The organism is Gordonia alkanivorans (assembly GCF_004011905.1).
GTDB classification, from domain to species: Bacteria; Actinomycetota; Actinomycetes; order Mycobacteriales; family Mycobacteriaceae; genus Gordonia; species Gordonia alkanivorans.
In genome coordinates this window covers 2,335,588-2,350,795 of the sequence record NZ_CP027114.1, presented here as the reverse complement: position 1 = coordinate 2,350,795, position 15,208 = coordinate 2,335,588, and the positions used below count along the sequence as shown (strand labels likewise).

14 protein-coding genes and 1 pseudogene are annotated in these 15,208 nt (G+C 68.3%); 5 read left to right on the top strand and 10 right to left on the bottom strand.

From position 1 onward, the window contains the following. Positions 1 to 10: 10 nt before the first annotated feature. Both C5O27_RS10535 and C5O27_RS10530 read right to left on the bottom strand, forming a co-directional pair. The gene (locus C5O27_RS10535) at positions 11 to 982 is read right to left on the bottom strand and encodes an isopenicillin N synthase family dioxygenase (RefSeq protein ID WP_006357403.1); all 972 of its coding nucleotides are present in this window, start codon (positions 980 to 982) and stop codon (positions 11 to 13) included. Then, a complete protein-coding gene (locus C5O27_RS10530) occupies positions 979 to 1,473 on the bottom strand; it encodes a nucleoside deaminase (RefSeq protein ID WP_050918631.1) in 495 nt (164 codons plus the stop codon). Before C5O27_RS10530 ends, C5O27_RS10535 begins: the two co-directional genes overlap by 4 nt. Positions 1,474 to 1,559: 86 nt before the next feature. Here C5O27_RS10530 and C5O27_RS10525 point away from each other — a divergent pair, with 86 nt between their 5' ends. Next, the gene (locus C5O27_RS10525; protein ID WP_006357401.1) at positions 1,560 to 3,116 is read left to right on the top strand and encodes a PucR family transcriptional regulator; all 1,557 of its coding nucleotides are present in this window, start codon (positions 1,560 to 1,562) and stop codon (positions 3,114 to 3,116) included. 15 nt (positions 3,117 to 3,131) lie between these two features. On the opposite strand, the gene C5O27_RS10520 is transcribed toward C5O27_RS10525, so the two are convergent. The 7 genes and pseudogenes from C5O27_RS10520 to C5O27_RS10490 all read right to left on the bottom strand — a co-directional run bounded on the left by C5O27_RS10520 (position 3,132) and on the right by C5O27_RS10490 (position 10,038). Beyond that, positions 3,132 to 4,550 (bottom strand): purine-cytosine permease family protein, encoded by a 1,419-nt coding sequence (locus tag C5O27_RS10520; RefSeq protein ID WP_040003966.1) that lies wholly within the window; start codon positions 4,548 to 4,550, stop codon positions 3,132 to 3,134. A gap of 103 nt (positions 4,551 to 4,653) precedes the next feature. Beyond that, a complete protein-coding gene (locus tag C5O27_RS10515; RefSeq protein ID WP_127962664.1) occupies positions 4,654 to 6,069 on the bottom strand; it encodes an amino acid permease in 1,416 nt (471 codons plus the stop codon). Between the two features lie 163 nt (positions 6,070 to 6,232). Further along, positions 6,233 to 6,670, bottom strand: coding sequence for a VOC family protein (locus C5O27_RS10510; protein ID WP_006357398.1), 438 nt, complete (start codon positions 6,668 to 6,670; stop codon positions 6,233 to 6,235). 139 nt (positions 6,671 to 6,809) lie between these two features. Further along, positions 6,810 to 7,165: pseudogene (locus C5O27_RS10505) on the bottom strand (zinc ribbon domain-containing protein YjdM). After that, on the bottom strand, positions 7,158 to 8,237 hold the full coding sequence (gene ychF / locus C5O27_RS10500) for a redox-regulated ATPase YchF (protein WP_006865554.1): 1,080 nt from the start codon (positions 8,235 to 8,237) through the stop codon (positions 7,158 to 7,160). The pseudogene C5O27_RS10505 and the gene ychF overlap by 8 nt, the downstream one beginning before the upstream one ends. Before the next feature lie 84 nt (positions 8,238 to 8,321). Continuing rightward, positions 8,322 to 9,623 (bottom strand): AI-2E family transporter, encoded by a 1,302-nt coding sequence (locus C5O27_RS10495; protein WP_127962663.1) that lies wholly within the window; start codon positions 9,621 to 9,623, stop codon positions 8,322 to 8,324. Between the two features lie 85 nt (positions 9,624 to 9,708). Next, positions 9,709 to 10,038, bottom strand: a complete 330-nt coding sequence (locus C5O27_RS10490; protein WP_244216625.1) for a hypothetical protein — start codon at positions 10,036 to 10,038, stop codon at positions 9,709 to 9,711. 106 nt (positions 10,039 to 10,144) lie between these two features. Between C5O27_RS10490 and C5O27_RS10485 the strand changes: the two genes are divergently transcribed. From C5O27_RS10485 to C5O27_RS10470, 4 genes are all read left to right on the top strand, one after another. Beyond that, entirely contained in the window at positions 10,145 to 11,677 is a 1,533-nt protein-coding gene (locus tag C5O27_RS10485; protein WP_127962662.1) for an AlkA N-terminal domain-containing protein, read from the top strand. A 67-nt stretch (positions 11,678 to 11,744) separates the two neighbouring features. After that, a complete protein-coding gene (locus tag C5O27_RS10480; RefSeq protein WP_127962661.1) occupies positions 11,745 to 12,302 on the top strand; it encodes a methylated-DNA--[protein]-cysteine S-methyltransferase in 558 nt (185 codons plus the stop codon). A gap of 55 nt (positions 12,303 to 12,357) precedes the next feature. Further along, positions 12,358 to 13,587, top strand: a complete 1,230-nt coding sequence (locus C5O27_RS10475) for a DNA recombination protein RmuC (RefSeq protein ID WP_005198529.1) — start codon at positions 12,358 to 12,360, stop codon at positions 13,585 to 13,587. A gap of 4 nt (positions 13,588 to 13,591) precedes the next feature. Continuing rightward, the gene (locus tag C5O27_RS10470) at positions 13,592 to 14,539 is read left to right on the top strand and encodes a DUF6542 domain-containing protein (RefSeq protein WP_208651462.1); all 948 of its coding nucleotides are present in this window, start codon (positions 13,592 to 13,594) and stop codon (positions 14,537 to 14,539) included. Between the two features lie 94 nt (positions 14,540 to 14,633). Here the strand turns inward: C5O27_RS10470 and C5O27_RS10465 are convergent, their stop codons facing one another. Next, positions 14,634 to 15,191 (bottom strand): nucleosidase, encoded by a 558-nt coding sequence (locus C5O27_RS10465; RefSeq protein ID WP_127963813.1) that lies wholly within the window; start codon positions 15,189 to 15,191, stop codon positions 14,634 to 14,636. Positions 15,192 to 15,208 lie beyond the last annotated feature (17 nt).

Sequence of the window (15,208 nt, the reverse complement as noted above, 5' to 3'; positions counted from 1 at the left end):
GGACCCGCGTTCAGCCGACGGTGATCGCGTCGAGACGCTCCCGGATGAACTCCCCGGACACCACGGGTTCGAGGCCTGCTCGCCGTCCGAGTGGTTTCCCGATCGGGGTAACCACCGCGTCATGGTCGAGCTCGTAGAAGAAGATCAGCGACATCAGGTCTTCTTCGGGGGCGTCGGGCTGTGGCGGCAGCACGCGATGGCGTCCCGCCGGCCACCGTCCACCGGACCAGTACTCGAGCAGGTCCCCGATGTTCACCGTCAGTGCGGCCGGGTGGTACGGAGCGTCCGCCCAGCCGCCGTCCTCGCTGTAGACCTGCAACCCGCCGGAGCCGGGTTCCCGGTCGAGCACGGTCACGGTCCCGAAGTCGGTGTGCGGCCCGATGCGGTACTGCCCCGGTTCGGGTTCACCCACCACCGCCATCGCCGGGTAGTGATTGATGTTCGACGTCCAGGTGGCGTTCCCGGCGAGGTCGCGGAACGGATTGTCGGCGGCGGCGAACCCGAGTGACGCGGCCATCAGGGCGAGCAGGTCGTCGGAGAGCGTCTTGCACTGCGCGGTCCACGCGGTGAACAGTTCCTTCAACCGGGGCGCCTCGATCGGCCAGACGTCTGGCGCGAACCAGTAGTCGTCGACCTCCGGGACACCCACCGGCGTCTGCGCACCGGAGTTGTAGGTCTCCTTCAGATCCGGCGGGGTCTCGGTACCTTCGGCATATCCGTTGGCCTCCATCCCCGGCCCGATCCAGCCGCGCCCGCCGACGCCGACCGCGTACTTCTGCTTCACCTCGGCCGGCAACGCGAAGAACGCCCGCGCCGCCGCACGCAGCTCGGCAGGTAACACCGGGTCGATACCGTGTCCGGTGACCAGCAGAAACCCCGCCTTTTGCAAGGATTCGTCCACCGCGGCGCACACCGCCGCGGCATCGGCTCCGCCCGCGCGCCAGCGGGACAGGTCGACGGTGAGGATCGGACTGTCGGTCATGCCTCGTCGCCATCCTCATCGGCGACGCCGATGTCCTCGTTCCACAGGGCGGGTTCGGCGTCGATGAACTCCGTCATCATCGTCACGCAGCGCTGGTCGTCGAGGATCGTGACCGGGATTCCGAGTTCGGCGAGCCAGTCCTCGCCGCCCTGGAACGTACGGTTCTCCCCGATGACCACCGCGCCGATGCCGAACTGCCGGATCAGGCCGCTGCAATACCAGCATGGTGCGAGGGTCGTGACCATGATCGTCGACGAATAATCCCGCTGCCGGCCGGCCGCGCGGAACGCGTCGGTCTCACCGTGCACCGACGGATCGTCGTGTTGGACACGGCGATTACGCCCCTCGCCGAGGAGCTCTCCGCCGGCGGAGAACAAGGCGGCACCGATCGGGATGCCGCCCTCGTCGAGACCCAGGCGGGCCTGTCGGTAGGCCGTGTCGAGCAGGTGCGAGAGGTCGATACCCGAGACGGCGTCGGTGCGGGAACTCATACCGACAGGGTGCCCACCCGGCCGGCGAGCGGCAACTGACACTTCGTCGTACTGCACACGACGCCGAACGTGCATATCGTCCTCTCATGTCCGGCTCCTCGGTCACGTCGTTGCGTGACGTCATCCATCGGCACCTCGATCCCGCCGGCCCTCGGGTACTCACCGCCCACGACCGGCTCGACGTCCCGGTCCGATGGGTCCACTCCAGCGAGATCTTCGAGATCGGGCCGCTGCTCTCCGGCGGGGAGCTCCTGCTCACCACGGGGCTGGGACTCGGCGGCCTCGACGCCGGCACGAGGCGTCACTACGTGCGTGATCTCGCCGAACGCGGGGTCGCCGGACTCGCTTTCGAGATCGGCCGGACCTTCGACGCCGTCCCCGAGGAGATGGTCCGCGAAGGGTCATCGGTTGGCCTGCCGATCATCGAACTGAACCGTGTCCTGCCGTTCATCGACATCTGTCGCGACGCGAACACCGCGATCGTCTCCGACGAGATCGACGAACTACGACTCCGCACAGCACTCGACGACGCCCTGCACGACGACCTCGTGGCACCGGGCGGGGTCGCGCGGATGCTCGCGCACGTGGCCGAGACAACCGGGCGGGCACTGGTTCTGGTCGGGGCCGGAGGTGCACTCCTCGCCGTGCACGGCGTCGACGACGACCGATCGGCATGGCGTCTCGTCGATGCGTCCCCGGTCTCGGTTCCGGTGATCGTCCGCGACCGTGAGATCGCACGACTTGTGGCCTCCGGCGACGGACCCGAGATGCCCCTTCCCCAGCTCACCGCCCTGCTGAGGGTGGCCACCGGACCGATCGCCTCGACGCTGACCCGCTCGGGCGCACGGCATTCGGTCGTCGGCGCGCGCCTCGTCGAGGAGATGGTCGGTGGGCGCGCGCTGCGACGCGCGGACCTGATCGCGCGGCTCGCGGGCGCCGGCGTGCCCGCCGTCAACAGCACACGTCTCGTGACCGTGGCGGCCGATGCGCCCGATCCGAGGATGGCCGAGTCGGTTCTGACGCGCGCTGCGGCGGCGACGTCGGGGCTGGTCCAGGCGACGATCGACGCGACGGTCTTCGGGCTGGTCGCGGCGCCCCCTGACGCCGAGGACCCCGTCGACCACGTCGCAGACGCAGTCGACAAGGCGGCCGGAGGCGCGGGCCGGATCACCGTGGTCGTCGGTGCGACGTTCCGACTGGGCGACTCCTCACCTGGAATCGAGATCGTCGCGGCGATCGCGGATTCGTTGCGGAACAACGCCCGTCGTCTCGATCGTGCCGCTCTGCACGTCCGCGAAGACCGGACCCGCCGCGTCTTCACCGGTCGCGAACTGGTTGCCGACGATGTCGTGCACGCACTTGACGCGCAGACGCGGTCGGATCTGCAGTCCCTGGTGGCCCCGCTGGTGGAACATGACGCGAGACAGTCCACCCAGTTGGTCGCGACGCTGGATGTCCATCTGCGCCACGGGTGTAGCGCGACGCGCTCGGCGGCGGCGTTGCACATCGGGCGGCAGAGTCTCTATCAGCGCCTCGACCGAATCCGGAGCCTGCTGGGGTTCGACCCCACCGCCGCGGCGGTCTACCCGTCGATGTTGTTGGCGGTCAACGCCTCCCGGGCATCGACCGACCTCGACGTCTGATCCGGGGACTCCGGCTCAGGACCGGGACTGCTGGGACTGCGCCACTCGTCCCCGGGCGAGGATCAGATAGAGTCCGAACGCGAGCGCGAAACCGACGAAGGCGCCGATGTCACCCAGCTCCGGGATCGCCCTGACGACATACCCGACGAACCGCTCCTGGTTGCAGAACAACAGGACCGAGGCGAGCAGGCCGAGCACGAACGCCGCGACGCCACCCCAGTTCGCGTAGCGGGTGTCGTACAGGAGTGCGAGGGTCGGCGGCTCCCTGCGCAACAGGCGATCTGCGAAGACCACGCCGAGCCACGGCCCGATCCAGTACGCGACGAGGAGCAGGAACGCCTCATACGACGCCGCAGCGTCGGCCAAGGCCCACCAGGCGACGAGGAAGCCGACGACGCCGAAGAACACCGTCACCAACGCACGCTGCAGGCCCACGGGCAGCCGAAATCCCATGGCGAGGAACGCCATCGAACCGGAGTAGACGTTGATCGCGTTCGCGGCGACGGCGCCGACGGCGATCGCGAGGAGCGTGAGATCGGCGACGAGGCTCGGCAGGTTGGCGGTGAACGCCTCGGTCGGGTTGTCCGACACCGGGTCTCCGATGGTCACCGATGCCGCGCCCACCACCATCAAGAACGTGCACGAGAGGAACAGACCGGAAGAGGCGAACAACCCCGTCTTGACCTTGGACACGGTCGGCGGCAGGTAGCGCGTGTAGTCGGCGGCATACGGGGTCCACCCGGCGGTGTAACCGAACGCGGCACCCATGGTCAGCAGGAACCCCCCGATGGCGAAGCCACCGTCAGCGGACGGCGCGGACACATGGGACTTGCCGAAGATGATCACCGCGCCCACCACGAAGATTACGGCGAGTACGGGAGCGGCGATGCGTTCGAACCGCTGGACCAGGTTGTGCCCGAAGAACGCGAAGGCGGTCTGCGCGACGACGATGATCACCAACCCCAGCAAGGGCGTGATCCCGAACAGCGTCGACAACGCGAAGGCGCCGCTGACGCTGTTCGTCGCGAACCATCCGACGCCGCACATCACCGCCATGAAGGTGGCCGGCAGGATGTTGCCGCGGTACCCGAACGCGAGGCGCCCGAGTACCATCTGCGGAACCCCGTGCAGCGGACCTTCTGCCGACAGCAGGAAGTGCGCCGCCGCCCCCAGCAGGTTGCCGATGGCCATCGCCGCGACGGCCTGCCAGAACGACAGTCCGAAGTACAGGATCGAGATGACACCGACGAAGATCGTCGCGAACTCGAGGTTGGGCGCGGTCCAGGTCCAGAACAGGCCGCGCGGTGCGCCGTGGCGAGCCTCGACCGGGATCGCCTCGTTGCCCCCGGGTTCGACGGCGAGCACCTTGTCGCCGTAACCGCCCTGCGGGGCATCCGTCGCGTCGGGACTGTTCAAGGGTGCGCCGATTGCCATGGCGCCACTCTGCTGGTCAGCGCACCGGTCGGCAACCGACAGTCTGTCCGGTGAGCGCACGGTTCCGGCGGACACATCGACCTGCGGGCGACATGCACGGTGCTCACACGTGCCCGGCGGTGGACTCCCGTTCCTCCGCCACGTTTCCGGAGCGTCGTCGATGCAGCACGACGCCGACCGTCACGATCACCACCGCCGACAACGCCGACAACCCGATGGCCTCCCGCTGCTCGGCGTCGAAGGCCATCAGCACCAGCACGCCGATGATGAACACCATCACCACGATCGTCAGGTACGGGAACAGCCACATCTTGACGGGCGGTTGCTCTCCCCTGGCTCGCAGCGAGCGACCGAGCACGAGCTGACTTGCCGAAACACTCAGATAGACGAACAGCGCGACCGCACCACTCGTCGCGAGCAGGTAGCCGAAGATCTTGTCGGGCAACACATAGTTGCCGATGACGGCGACGAAGCCGACGACCATCGACGCCAGCACCGCGACCCACGGCACTCCGTGGCCCGTCAGCGACCGGACCGCCTGCGGTGCATCGCGCCGACTCCCGAGCGAGTACAACATCCGCGAGGCCGTATCCAGCGCGGAGTTCAGACAGGATGCCACGGCCGTGAGGATCACGAGGTCCATGATCAGCGCCGATCCGGGCAGACCGATCGCCTCGAGCACCGACTGGTATGAGCCGTCGGAGAGCTGGTCGTACGGCATCAGGGCCACGACGACGAAGATCGAGCCGATGTAGAAGAGCGAGATCCGCCAGATCACCGAGTTCACGGCCTTGGTGATGCCGCGCTCCGGATCGGGCGATTCTGCAGCCGCGATCGTGACGATCTCGGTGCCCATGAACGAGAACATCGTCACGAGCAACCCCGCGATGACCGCGCCGAAACCGTTGGGCATGAAACCATCCGGCTCCCACAGATGGTGGAGACCGCTCACCCCCGAGTGCGGGATGAGACCCAGGATCGCCAGGATGCCCACCACGATGAACGCGACGATGGCGACGACCTTGATGAGCGCGAACCAGAACTCGAACTCGCCGTAGTTGCCGACGCTGATCAGGCTGGTGACGGTCAGCGCGATCGTCACCGCGAGCGCCCAGATCCACTGGGCGCCACCGATCAGATCGGTGAGGATCGCGGCGGCCGCGGTCGCCTCGACCGGGATCACCAGCACCCAGAACCACCAGTACAACCAGCCGACGGAGAACCCTGCCCACCTGCCGAGGGCACGGTCGGCGTAGACGGAGAACGAACCGGTGTCGGGGTCGGCGGTCGCCATCTCGCCGAGCATCCGCATGACCAGCACGACGAGCGTGCCCGCGAGCGCATAGGAGATGAGAACAGCCGGGCCGGCCTTTTCGATCGCGTTCGCCGAACCCACGAACAGAGCGGCGCCGATGACCCCGGCGATCGAGATCATCGTGATGTGGCGGGGCTTGAGGCTCGATCCGAGCCGATCGGCCGGCGGGTCGGAGGCGCTCACTCGCGCCGGGGTTTCGCTCATCGCGGCATCGCTTCCATCCGGTGTGTTCCACGCCACGACTGGCGCCGTCCCCGGATTTTCCCAACCGGTGCGCCGCCGAAACCTGGCCCGACGTTTGACAGCTCGAACCCGCGCTCAGCGCGACTTGGAGCTATGACTCGGGCAAAGATCGGGCCGTGAGACGTCAGCTCTTCGTCAGATCCTGCGCGACCATCACGATGATGTCGCTGGGGCCGCGGAGGTAGGTGAGCTTGTAGATGTTCTCGTAGTTCGCGACCCCGCGGAGCGGGTGGCACCCGTGTCTCGCGGCGGTCTCCAGAGCGGCGTCGATGTCGTCGACGGAGAAGGCCACGCGGTGCATGCCGATCTCGTTCGGCAGCGTCGGCGTCGTCTCGATGGCGTCGGGGTGGATGTACTCGAACAACTCGAGTCGCCCCTGTCCGTCGGGTGTTTGCAGCATCGCGATCTTGGCGTGGTTGCCGTCGAGACCGACTGCGGTGGAAGCCCATTCGCCGCTGACCTCGTCACGGCCGACGACCGTGAGACCCAGGTCGGTGAAGAAGGCGATCGCCGCCTCGATATCGCGGACGGCGATTCCGACGTTCTCGAGTTTGATGGCCATATCGCACGGTAACCCCCGCACGCCGATTCATCGCCCCAAACCGCGCGCTCACAGCCGCGATTTCAGGCCAGAGACCAGGAGACACCCAGAAGCCGTTGCGTTTTGTCCCGCTCTGGTGAGACATAACGCAACGAGAACTTCAGAGGACCTTCTTCACCACGCTCGACTTCAGCTGCATCTGACCGAAATCCGGGACCTTCGCGTCGATGTCGTGGTCGCCGACGCCGTCGGAGATCAGCCGGATGTTGCGCACCTTGGTGCCGACTTGATGACGCCGCCACCACCGCCCTTGACCTTGACGGTCTTGACGATGGTGACCGTGTCACCGTCTTCCAGCAAGTTGCCGACCGAATCCTTCACGACTGCCTCCGCAGCGGCTTCCGCAGCCTCGGAGGCCGACCACTCGTGTCCGCACATCGGGCACACCAGAAGCGCACCCTGCTCGTAGGTGAATTCCTGCGAGCACTCCGGGCAGGGCGGGAGCTGATCAGACATTGAAGCGGAACTCGACCACATCACCGTCCTGCATGATGTAGTCCTTGCCCTCCATGCGGACCTTGCCTGCAGCCTTGGCCGCGGCCATCGAACCGGCCTCGTCAAGGTCGGCGAAGGACACGATCTCGGCCTTGATGAAGCCCTTCTCGAAGTCGGTGTGGATGACCCCGGCGGCCTTGGGGGCGGTATCGCCCTGGCGGATGGTCCAGGCGCGCGACTCCTTGGGACCTGCGGTGAGGTAGGTCTGCAGGCCGAGGGTGTGGAAACCGGCGCGAGCGAGCGATGTCAGGCCGGGCTCGGTCTGGCCGATCGAGTCGAGCAACTCCTGGGCATCCTCCTCGTCGAGTTCGAGGAGTTCGCTCTCGACCTTCGCGTCGAGGAAGACGGCGTCGGCCGGTGCGATGGCGGCGCGCAGTTCGGCCTTCTTCGCATCGTCGGTGAGCACGCCTTCGTCGGAGTTGAAGACGTAGAGGAACGGCTTGGCGGTCATCAGGTGCAGTTCGCGCACCGACGACAGGTCGAACGAATCCTTCTGCGAGAACAGCGTTTTGCCGCTGTCGAGGATCTCCTGCGCTTTCTTGGCCGCCTCGAGGGTCTCGACGAGGTCCTTGTTTTTGCGCGAGTCCTTCTCGAGACGCGGGATCGCCTTCTCGAGGGTCTGCATGTCGGCGAGGATCAGCTCGGTCTCGATGACCTCGATGTCGGCGAACGGGTCGACGCGGCCGTCGACGTGCACGACGTCGCCGTCGTCGAAGACACGGACGACCTGGCAGATCGCGTCGGCCTCACGGATGTTGGCGAGGAACTGGTTGCCCATGCCCTCGCCCTCGGAGGCGCCCTTGACGATGCCGGCGATGTCGACGAACGACACCGTGGCGGGCAGGATGCGCTCGCTGCCGAAGATCTCCGCGAGACGCTTCAGTCGTGCGTCGGGCAATTCGACCACGCCCACGTTGGGCTCGATGGTGGCGAACGGGTAGTTGGCCGCCAGCACATCGTTACGGGTCAGGGCGTTGAACAGGGTCGACTTACCGACGTTGGGCAGACCGACGATTCCCAGGGTGAGACTCACGGGCGCCCAGTCTATCGGCACCGGCCGCGCGACCCGACGCTGCGTCGGGCCTTGCTGCGTCGACCCCGATCGCCGGCCCCGTCGTCAGTCGCGGTCCAGGAGACCCTTGACCGGGTTCGGCGGGTCCGTGGGCGGCTCCTTGTCGGGGACGCCCTTCTGTTTGGTGACGGGCGCACCTTCGGGTGCCAGCGTCTCCCCCGCCCGCTCGGCGATCTGCTCGTTCAGGTAGCGCAGGACCACCGCCAGCGACGCGACCGCGGGCACCGCGAGGAAGGCGCCGGTGATGCCGAACAGGGTGCCGCCCAAGGTGACCGAGAGGAGCACGATCACGGCGTGCAGATCCATCGACTTGGCCTGCAGCCACGGCTGCAGCACGTTGCCCTCGAGCTGCTGCACCGCCAAGATGACGCCGAGCAGGATCAGCGCTGTGGTCAGGCCGTTGGAGACGAGCGCGATGAGGACGGCGAGCGCGCCGGCGACGAACGCACCGACGATCGGGATGAACCCGCCGAGGAACGTGACGACGACCAGTACCCCGGCCAGCGGGACGCCGAGGATGAACAGGCCGAGACCGATGAGCGCAGCGTCGACGAAGCTGACGATCGCCTGCGTCCGGATGAAGCCGCCGAGGCTGTTCCACATCCGGGTCAGGACCTCACCGACGTGGGTGCCGGAGGGCTTGCCTACCGAGCGGTCGAGCCACGGCACGAACTTCGGTCCGTCCTTGAGGAAGAAGAAGACCAGCACGAACGACGTGAAGACGGTGACCAGCAGTGACGTCGCGGTACCCACACCACTGAACACACCCGAGGCGATGGTCGACGCACTCGACTGCAGCTTGCTGGTGATGGCATTGACGATGTTGTCGAGCTGCTCGTCCTTGATGTTCAGCGGCGGCCCCTGGACCCAGTCCTGCAGGTGCCTCACACCCTCGGTCGCGCGGTTGGCGAGGTCGGGAGCCTGCGAGACGATCGACGGCACGATCAGGCCGATGACCCCGCCGAGCACACCGAGACCGATCAGCATCATGACCAACGACGCCGCGGCGGCCGGGACGCCGCGATTGCGCATCCAGCGCACCGGCGGCCACAGGATCGTGCACACGATGATGGCGAGCAGGACCGGGAGCAGGATCACCCAGAACTTGCCCAGCAGCCAAAACATCACCCAGAGGGCGGCCGCCACCAGCACGATCTGCAGTCCCACGGTCGCGCAGGAGCGCAGGCCGGCCATCATCACCTGGGCGCGCGTCGGGTACGCCTTCTCCTCGGCCCCGCCGAGGACGGCGTCTCCCCCGAGCACGGCGTCGGCCCCTACCGGGATGGAGTCCGACTTGTCGGTTCCGGCCTCGCCGTCTGCACGTTGATCATCCGAGCTGTCAGTCACCCGTGGATCCTCACACACCGCGATGACATTGCAGCGTCGACGCGACGGATGCCATCCGCCGTGTGGGCGAATGCGCCCCTGCCGGTCAGCGTCGGCGCAGCTTGCGCCCGAGGAAGCGGATCAGCGAGTTGACCGCCTCGAGTTCGGCGTCGACCTGGTTGAAGGCCGGCGGGACGTCGCCTCGGCCGCACATCTCGACGTCCGGCGCACCGACCGGCCCGCTCAGCGACTCGTCGGCCCGCCCACGCTCCCACGACTCGGGCGTGATGCCCCGTTCTGCCTCTTCCGTCAGGGCGCGCTTGATCGTCTCCGGGCCGTAGAGGCCCATCATCATCTCCAGGCCCCATCCGGGAAGTCCGACGAGGGGGAGGTCGTCGTGCCGGCTTCCGCGTCGACCATCGAACCGTGTGGACATGGCGACAATCGTGCCATAGGAGTGTTATCCAGATCACAGTTTCGGTGTCAGACGTCACGTCCGATTTCCGCCAGAACTCGCTCGCGCGGAATGTCAGAGTGGACAGGTGACCACTGCATCCGTCGAACAGACCGTCCCGGGATCGGCTCCGGACTTCGACCGCTGCTACCGCGCCGTCCAAGCCCGGGATGCACGGTTCGACGGCCAGTTCTTCGTCACCGTCCGCACCACCGGGATCTACTGCCGTCCGTCTTGTCCCGCGCAGACGCCCCGACCGCACAACGTGGCGTTCGTGCTGACCGCGGCCGCGGCCCAGCAGCAGGGCTACCGCGCCTGCCGACGATGCGCCCCCGACGCCGTCCCCGGATCGCCGCTGTGGAATGTCAATGCCGACATGTCCGCCCGGGCGATGCGTCTGATCGCCGACGGGGTCGTCGAGCGTGAGGGCGTCGCCGGTCTCGCCGCGCGGCTGGAGTATTCGCCCCGGCACCTCACCAGAGTCCTCACCGACCACCTGGGCGCCGGACCGCTCGCACTCGCCCGCGCCCACCGCGCCACCAACGCCCGGGTGCTGATCCAGTGCACGTCACTACCGATGTCCGACGTCGCGTTCGCCGCCGGCTTCGCCAGCATCCGGCAGTTCAACGACACCATCCGCGCCGTCTTCGGACTCACCCCGACCGAACTCCGCCGCCTCCGCCACCGCCGCGACCGACCGCAGTCCGACGGGGCGTCTACCCCGGGCAGTGTCACCCTGCGTCTGCCGTTCCGTGCGCCCTACCGTTGGACGTGGATGCGCTGGTTCCTGTCCGCGCACGTGGCGGCGGGGGTCGAGGCGGTCGTCGCCGACGCCGATGCGGCCCTCGGCTGGCGGTTCCGGCGCGTCATCGTTCTCCCCCACGGACCCGCCATCGCCGAGATCGAACCTCACGACGACCACGTCGGCGTGATTCTCTCCCACCTCGACATGCGTGACCTCGGAGCCGCAGTCAACCGCGTGCGCCGACTCCTCGACCTCGACGCGGACATCGCCGCCGCAGAAGAAGCCCTCGCCGGCGACCCGACGCTGCGCCCCCTGACCGAGGGCACACCCGGACTCCGTGTGCCGGGCAGTCTCGATCCCGTCGAGACGATCATCCGCACGATGCTCGGCCAGCAGGTCAGTCTCGCGGCGGCGCGGCACCAGATCGACCGGCTCGTCGACACACTGGGCCAACCGCTGTACGACGCGGGCCCCACCAGGGATGACCATGTTCCGAAGGCGTTCCCGACCGCAGCCGTGATCGCCGCCGACGGGCGAGACGTCCTTCGCGGACCGCGCCGCCGGATCGACGCCGTCATCGGGGTGGCCGAGGCCCTGGCCGAAGGTCGGGTGGAACCGCATGTGGGGGTCGATGCGTCTGATCTACGTGCGCAACTGATCGAACTGCCCGGCATCGGCCCCTGGACCGCCGACATCGTCACCATGCGGGTGACCGGCGATCCCGACGTCCTGCTCGCGAACGACCTGATCGTCGCCCGGGCGGCCGCCGACCTCGGACTCGATCTGCGCGACACCCATCACTGGGCACCGTGGCGTTCCTACGCGACGATGCACCTGTGGCGACACCGCCTCGCCGGCTCCGGCGAGGACTTATGACGTGCGGACTCCGATGACGCCTCACCCGACACCGACTCGATCCGAACCCCGACCCGACAGGAACGACATGTCTGCACCGTCCCCCGCCGTCTCCGACGACACGATCACCACCGTCATCACCGGCGGATACGCCACCGTCGACACCCCCAACGGCCCGTTCTCCGTGATCGCCGACGATTCCGGACGCGTCCTCGCGTCCGGGTGGACCGACGACCCGGCCTACCTCGCCGCCCTCATCCACCGCTCGCTGCGGCCGGAAACACTGCAACGCTCCGCGACCCTCGGGAGCCTCACCGACGCCGTCACGGCGTATTACGCGGGGGAGGTCGACGCACCGTCGCGGGTCGAGGTGGTCCAGCTCTCCGGCGGCACCTTCCTCAACAAGGCCTGGGACGCCCTGCGCCTCGTCGAACCGGGCCGGCCGGTCACCTACACCGAATTCGCCGAGCGGGCGGGCGAACCGGCCGCCGTCCGGGCTGCGGCGACCGCGTGCGCCCGCAACGCCGCCGCGCTGTTCGTTCCGTGCCACCGGGTGAAGCGCAGCGACGGATCGCTGGGCGGCTTCCGCTACGGGCTGGAGACCAAGAAGTGGCTGCTCGACTTCGAGGCTCCCGCCGAGGACTGAACCGGCCCGAGGCCGCTCAGACGGTTTTGTCGGGACCATCCGACACCATCGGGGCATGATCGCAGCAGCCCTGTCACTCGTGTTCGGCGTCCTCCTCGGTATCGCGCTCGGTTGGTGGGCGCATGCCGCGCGGAGTGCCGGCGTGGTGGCCGCCGCCCGAGCCGAGGTCGAGATGCTGCGCGAGGGCCGCTCCGACGTGGCGTCGTCGCTGTCCTGGGCCACCGAGGACGCTGCCCGTCGCCAGTCCACCGCCATCGGCAGCCAGGTGCAGCACATCGTCGAACCGCTGCGAGCCACTCTGTCGCAGCTCTCCGACGAGCTGCGGCGGGTCGAGTCCAACCGGATCGGCGCCTACGCGGGACTGACCGAGCAGGTGCGCGGCATCCATGCGGCGTCGGTGGCGCTAAACGACCAGACGCGGCAGCTCGCAAACGCCCTGCACAGTTCCCATTCGCGCGGCCGTTGGGGCGAGGTGCAGCTCGAACGGGTCGTCGAGCTGGCCGGCATGGCCAAGCACTGCGACTTCAGCACCCAGGTGTCGCTGCCGGACAAGACCACGGAAGGCACGACGGTCCGGCCCGACCTCGTCGTCCATCTCGCGGGCGGACGCGACATCGTCGTCGATGCCAAGGTGCCTCTCGACGCGTACCTGCGGGCCGCGGAGGCCACCGACGCCAAGGCACGAGACCGCCTGATCGGTGAGCATGCCCGGGCACTCCGCGCGCACATCGCGCGGCTCTCGGCCAAGGCCTATTGGACGGCCTTCGAGAACACCCCGGAGATGGTGGTGCTGTTCCTGCCGGCCGACGCGGTTCTCGAGGCCGCGGTGCGCACCGACCCGGAGGTCCTCGAGTACGGCTTCGGCCGCAATGTGGTCATCGCCACCCCGACGACCCTCATCGCGCTGCTTCGGACCGTCGCCCTCGGCTGGCGCCATGACGCGATGGCCCGCGACGCCGCGGTCATCCACGCGCTCGGCATGGAACTCCACCAGCGTCTCGCCGGCGTACTCGGTCATCTCGGTTCGCTGGGCACATCGCTGCAGCGCACGGTCGACGCGTACAACTCGACGATCGGCTCGGTCGAGAGCCGGCTCGGCGTCACCGCCCGCCGCCTGGCCGAACTCGATGCCCTGGGCGACGCCGCCGAACCGCCGCGACCCCGGGTGATCCACGACACCTGCCGGTCCGCCGGATCTGCGGGAGCACCTGCGACGACATCGGCGATCGCGTCCACGCCACGTCCCGACGGTAGAGCGTTTTCCGCCGATGAACCGGTACCGTGACCATGTGCCTTCCCCGCAACGTCTACAGACCGCGGTACCACTGGACCAGCAGTCCGTGTTGCCCGCGGTCCGCGGTGTGCCGTGGTGGGGTGCCGTTCTCCTGGCAACCGGGATCACGGCCCTCGGAGCGGCGATCGACGCCGGCAGCAACGACTCGCTCGGCGGGATCTACAAGTTCTGCTACCTCGTCGGCTGCGTTCTCGCCGCCCTCGCCGTGCGTCGCCGCGCCCTGTTCACCGCTGCCGCCCAGCCGCCGCTGATCGCGTTCTTCGTCAGCATCGTCACCCTGTACGGACTCAACTCCGAACAGGCGTCGTCCGGCCTGAAGAGCCTGATCTTCAAGGTGCTGCTGCCGATCGCCGCCGATTTCCCCTGGATGCTGACGGTGTTCCTCGTGACCCTCGCGCTGGTGCTGGTCCGGTGGTTCCTGACCCGCGGCGACGACGCCAAGAACCCCGGTGGCCGCGGAAGGCCGACCGGGACCCGCAGCGCATCGAGAAGCGCAGGCAAGGACAGGGCCGACCGCACGAAGACCGGCGAGCCGACCGAGCGTCCGACCAAGCACCGTCGGTCCAAGTCCAGCTCCGCCCCGACAGATCCTGCACAGACCGGCGCCGCACCGACCACCAAGTCGCCGTCGAACCGGTCGCGGCCACAGCGGTCCCGCCCCGGCTCGGCGTCGGAACGACCGGCCACCTCCGAACGACCGGCCACCTCCCAGCGGCCGGCCACCTCGGCGCGTACGGCGACGGTCGAACGGACCGCCCAGCGGACCCCGACCTCCGCTCGTCCGACGGTCGCGGATCTCGCCGCACCCGATCTCACCCCCTCGGATGCCCCGCTCTCGGGTCCGGCGGACCCAGCTCGTCCCGAGACCACCCGGTCGGGATTCCAGGCGTATGAGTCGGTCGCCGACGCCGGTCCGGCCGACGTCGCCGACACCCGCTCCTGACCGCTCGCAGGATCGCCGTCTCCGGTCACGCGCGCGGGCTGTAGCGTGCGCCGCTGTGCTCAGCCGGCGATTCTTCTGCGGCTGACGTCGACCGTCAGGCGTGCAGTTCGATCCATTGCCCCAACTTGCGGGCCGCGGCGTCGGCCAGATCGGGCCACTCCATCGCGCCCTCGTCGGCGTTGTCGGTGACGGCCTTGACGAGCCGGCACGGGACGCCGAACTGGGCGCTCACATGGGCGACCGCACACCCCTCCATGTCGACGAGGTCGGCGTGGCGGGCGAGTTCGGCCCGACGTACCGGGTCGGCGACGAAGGTGTCCCCCGATGCGAGCACCGTGCCGTCGCCGTCCGGGAGTTCCCAGCGGTCGGTCATCTCGTAGCCCATGGCGCGCAGTTCGGCACTGCTGATGTCGTGTTCGAGCACCGCCGACGGGATGAACAGATCGCGCCCGGAACCGACGACACCGTCCCGCAGCGCACCCGCGGTACCGATGCTGATCACCTGTCGGACCGGTGCACCGGCAGCCAGCTCCCGACTCAGCGCCATCGTCGCCCGGACCTTGCCGATCCCGGTGACGAGCAACCGCGACCCGGCAGGCAGATGCCGCGCCTCGGCTCGGGTCGCCGACACGATCAGGACACTTCCGGACACACCGCTCCGCACACCGT

Coding starts and splice junctions, on each gene's coding strand:
- C5O27_RS10480 (WP_127962661.1), top strand. CDS start 11,745: ATGTCTGCACCGTCCCCCGCCGTCTCCGACGACACGATCACCACCGTC.
- C5O27_RS10515 (WP_127962664.1), bottom strand. CDS start 6,069: ATGAGCGAAACCCCGGCGCGAGTGAGCGCCTCCGACCCGCCGGCCGAT.
- C5O27_RS10520 (WP_040003966.1), bottom strand. CDS start 4,550: ATGGCAATCGGCGCACCCTTGAACAGTCCCGACGCGACGGATGCCCCG.
- C5O27_RS10490 (WP_244216625.1), bottom strand. CDS start 10,038: ATGTCCACACGGTTCGATGGTCGACGCGGAAGCCGGCACGACGACCTC.
- C5O27_RS10475 (WP_005198529.1), top strand. CDS start 12,358: ATGATCGCAGCAGCCCTGTCACTCGTGTTCGGCGTCCTCCTCGGTATC.
- C5O27_RS10535 (WP_006357403.1), bottom strand. CDS start 982: ATGACCGACAGTCCGATCCTCACCGTCGACCTGTCCCGCTGGCGCGCG.
- C5O27_RS10510 (WP_006357398.1), bottom strand. CDS start 6,670: ATGGCCATCAAACTCGAGAACGTCGGAATCGCCGTCCGCGATATCGAG.
- C5O27_RS10525 (WP_006357401.1), top strand. CDS start 1,560: ATGTCCGGCTCCTCGGTCACGTCGTTGCGTGACGTCATCCATCGGCAC.
- C5O27_RS10530 (WP_050918631.1), bottom strand. CDS start 1,473: ATGAGTTCCCGCACCGACGCCGTCTCGGGTATCGACCTCTCGCACCTG.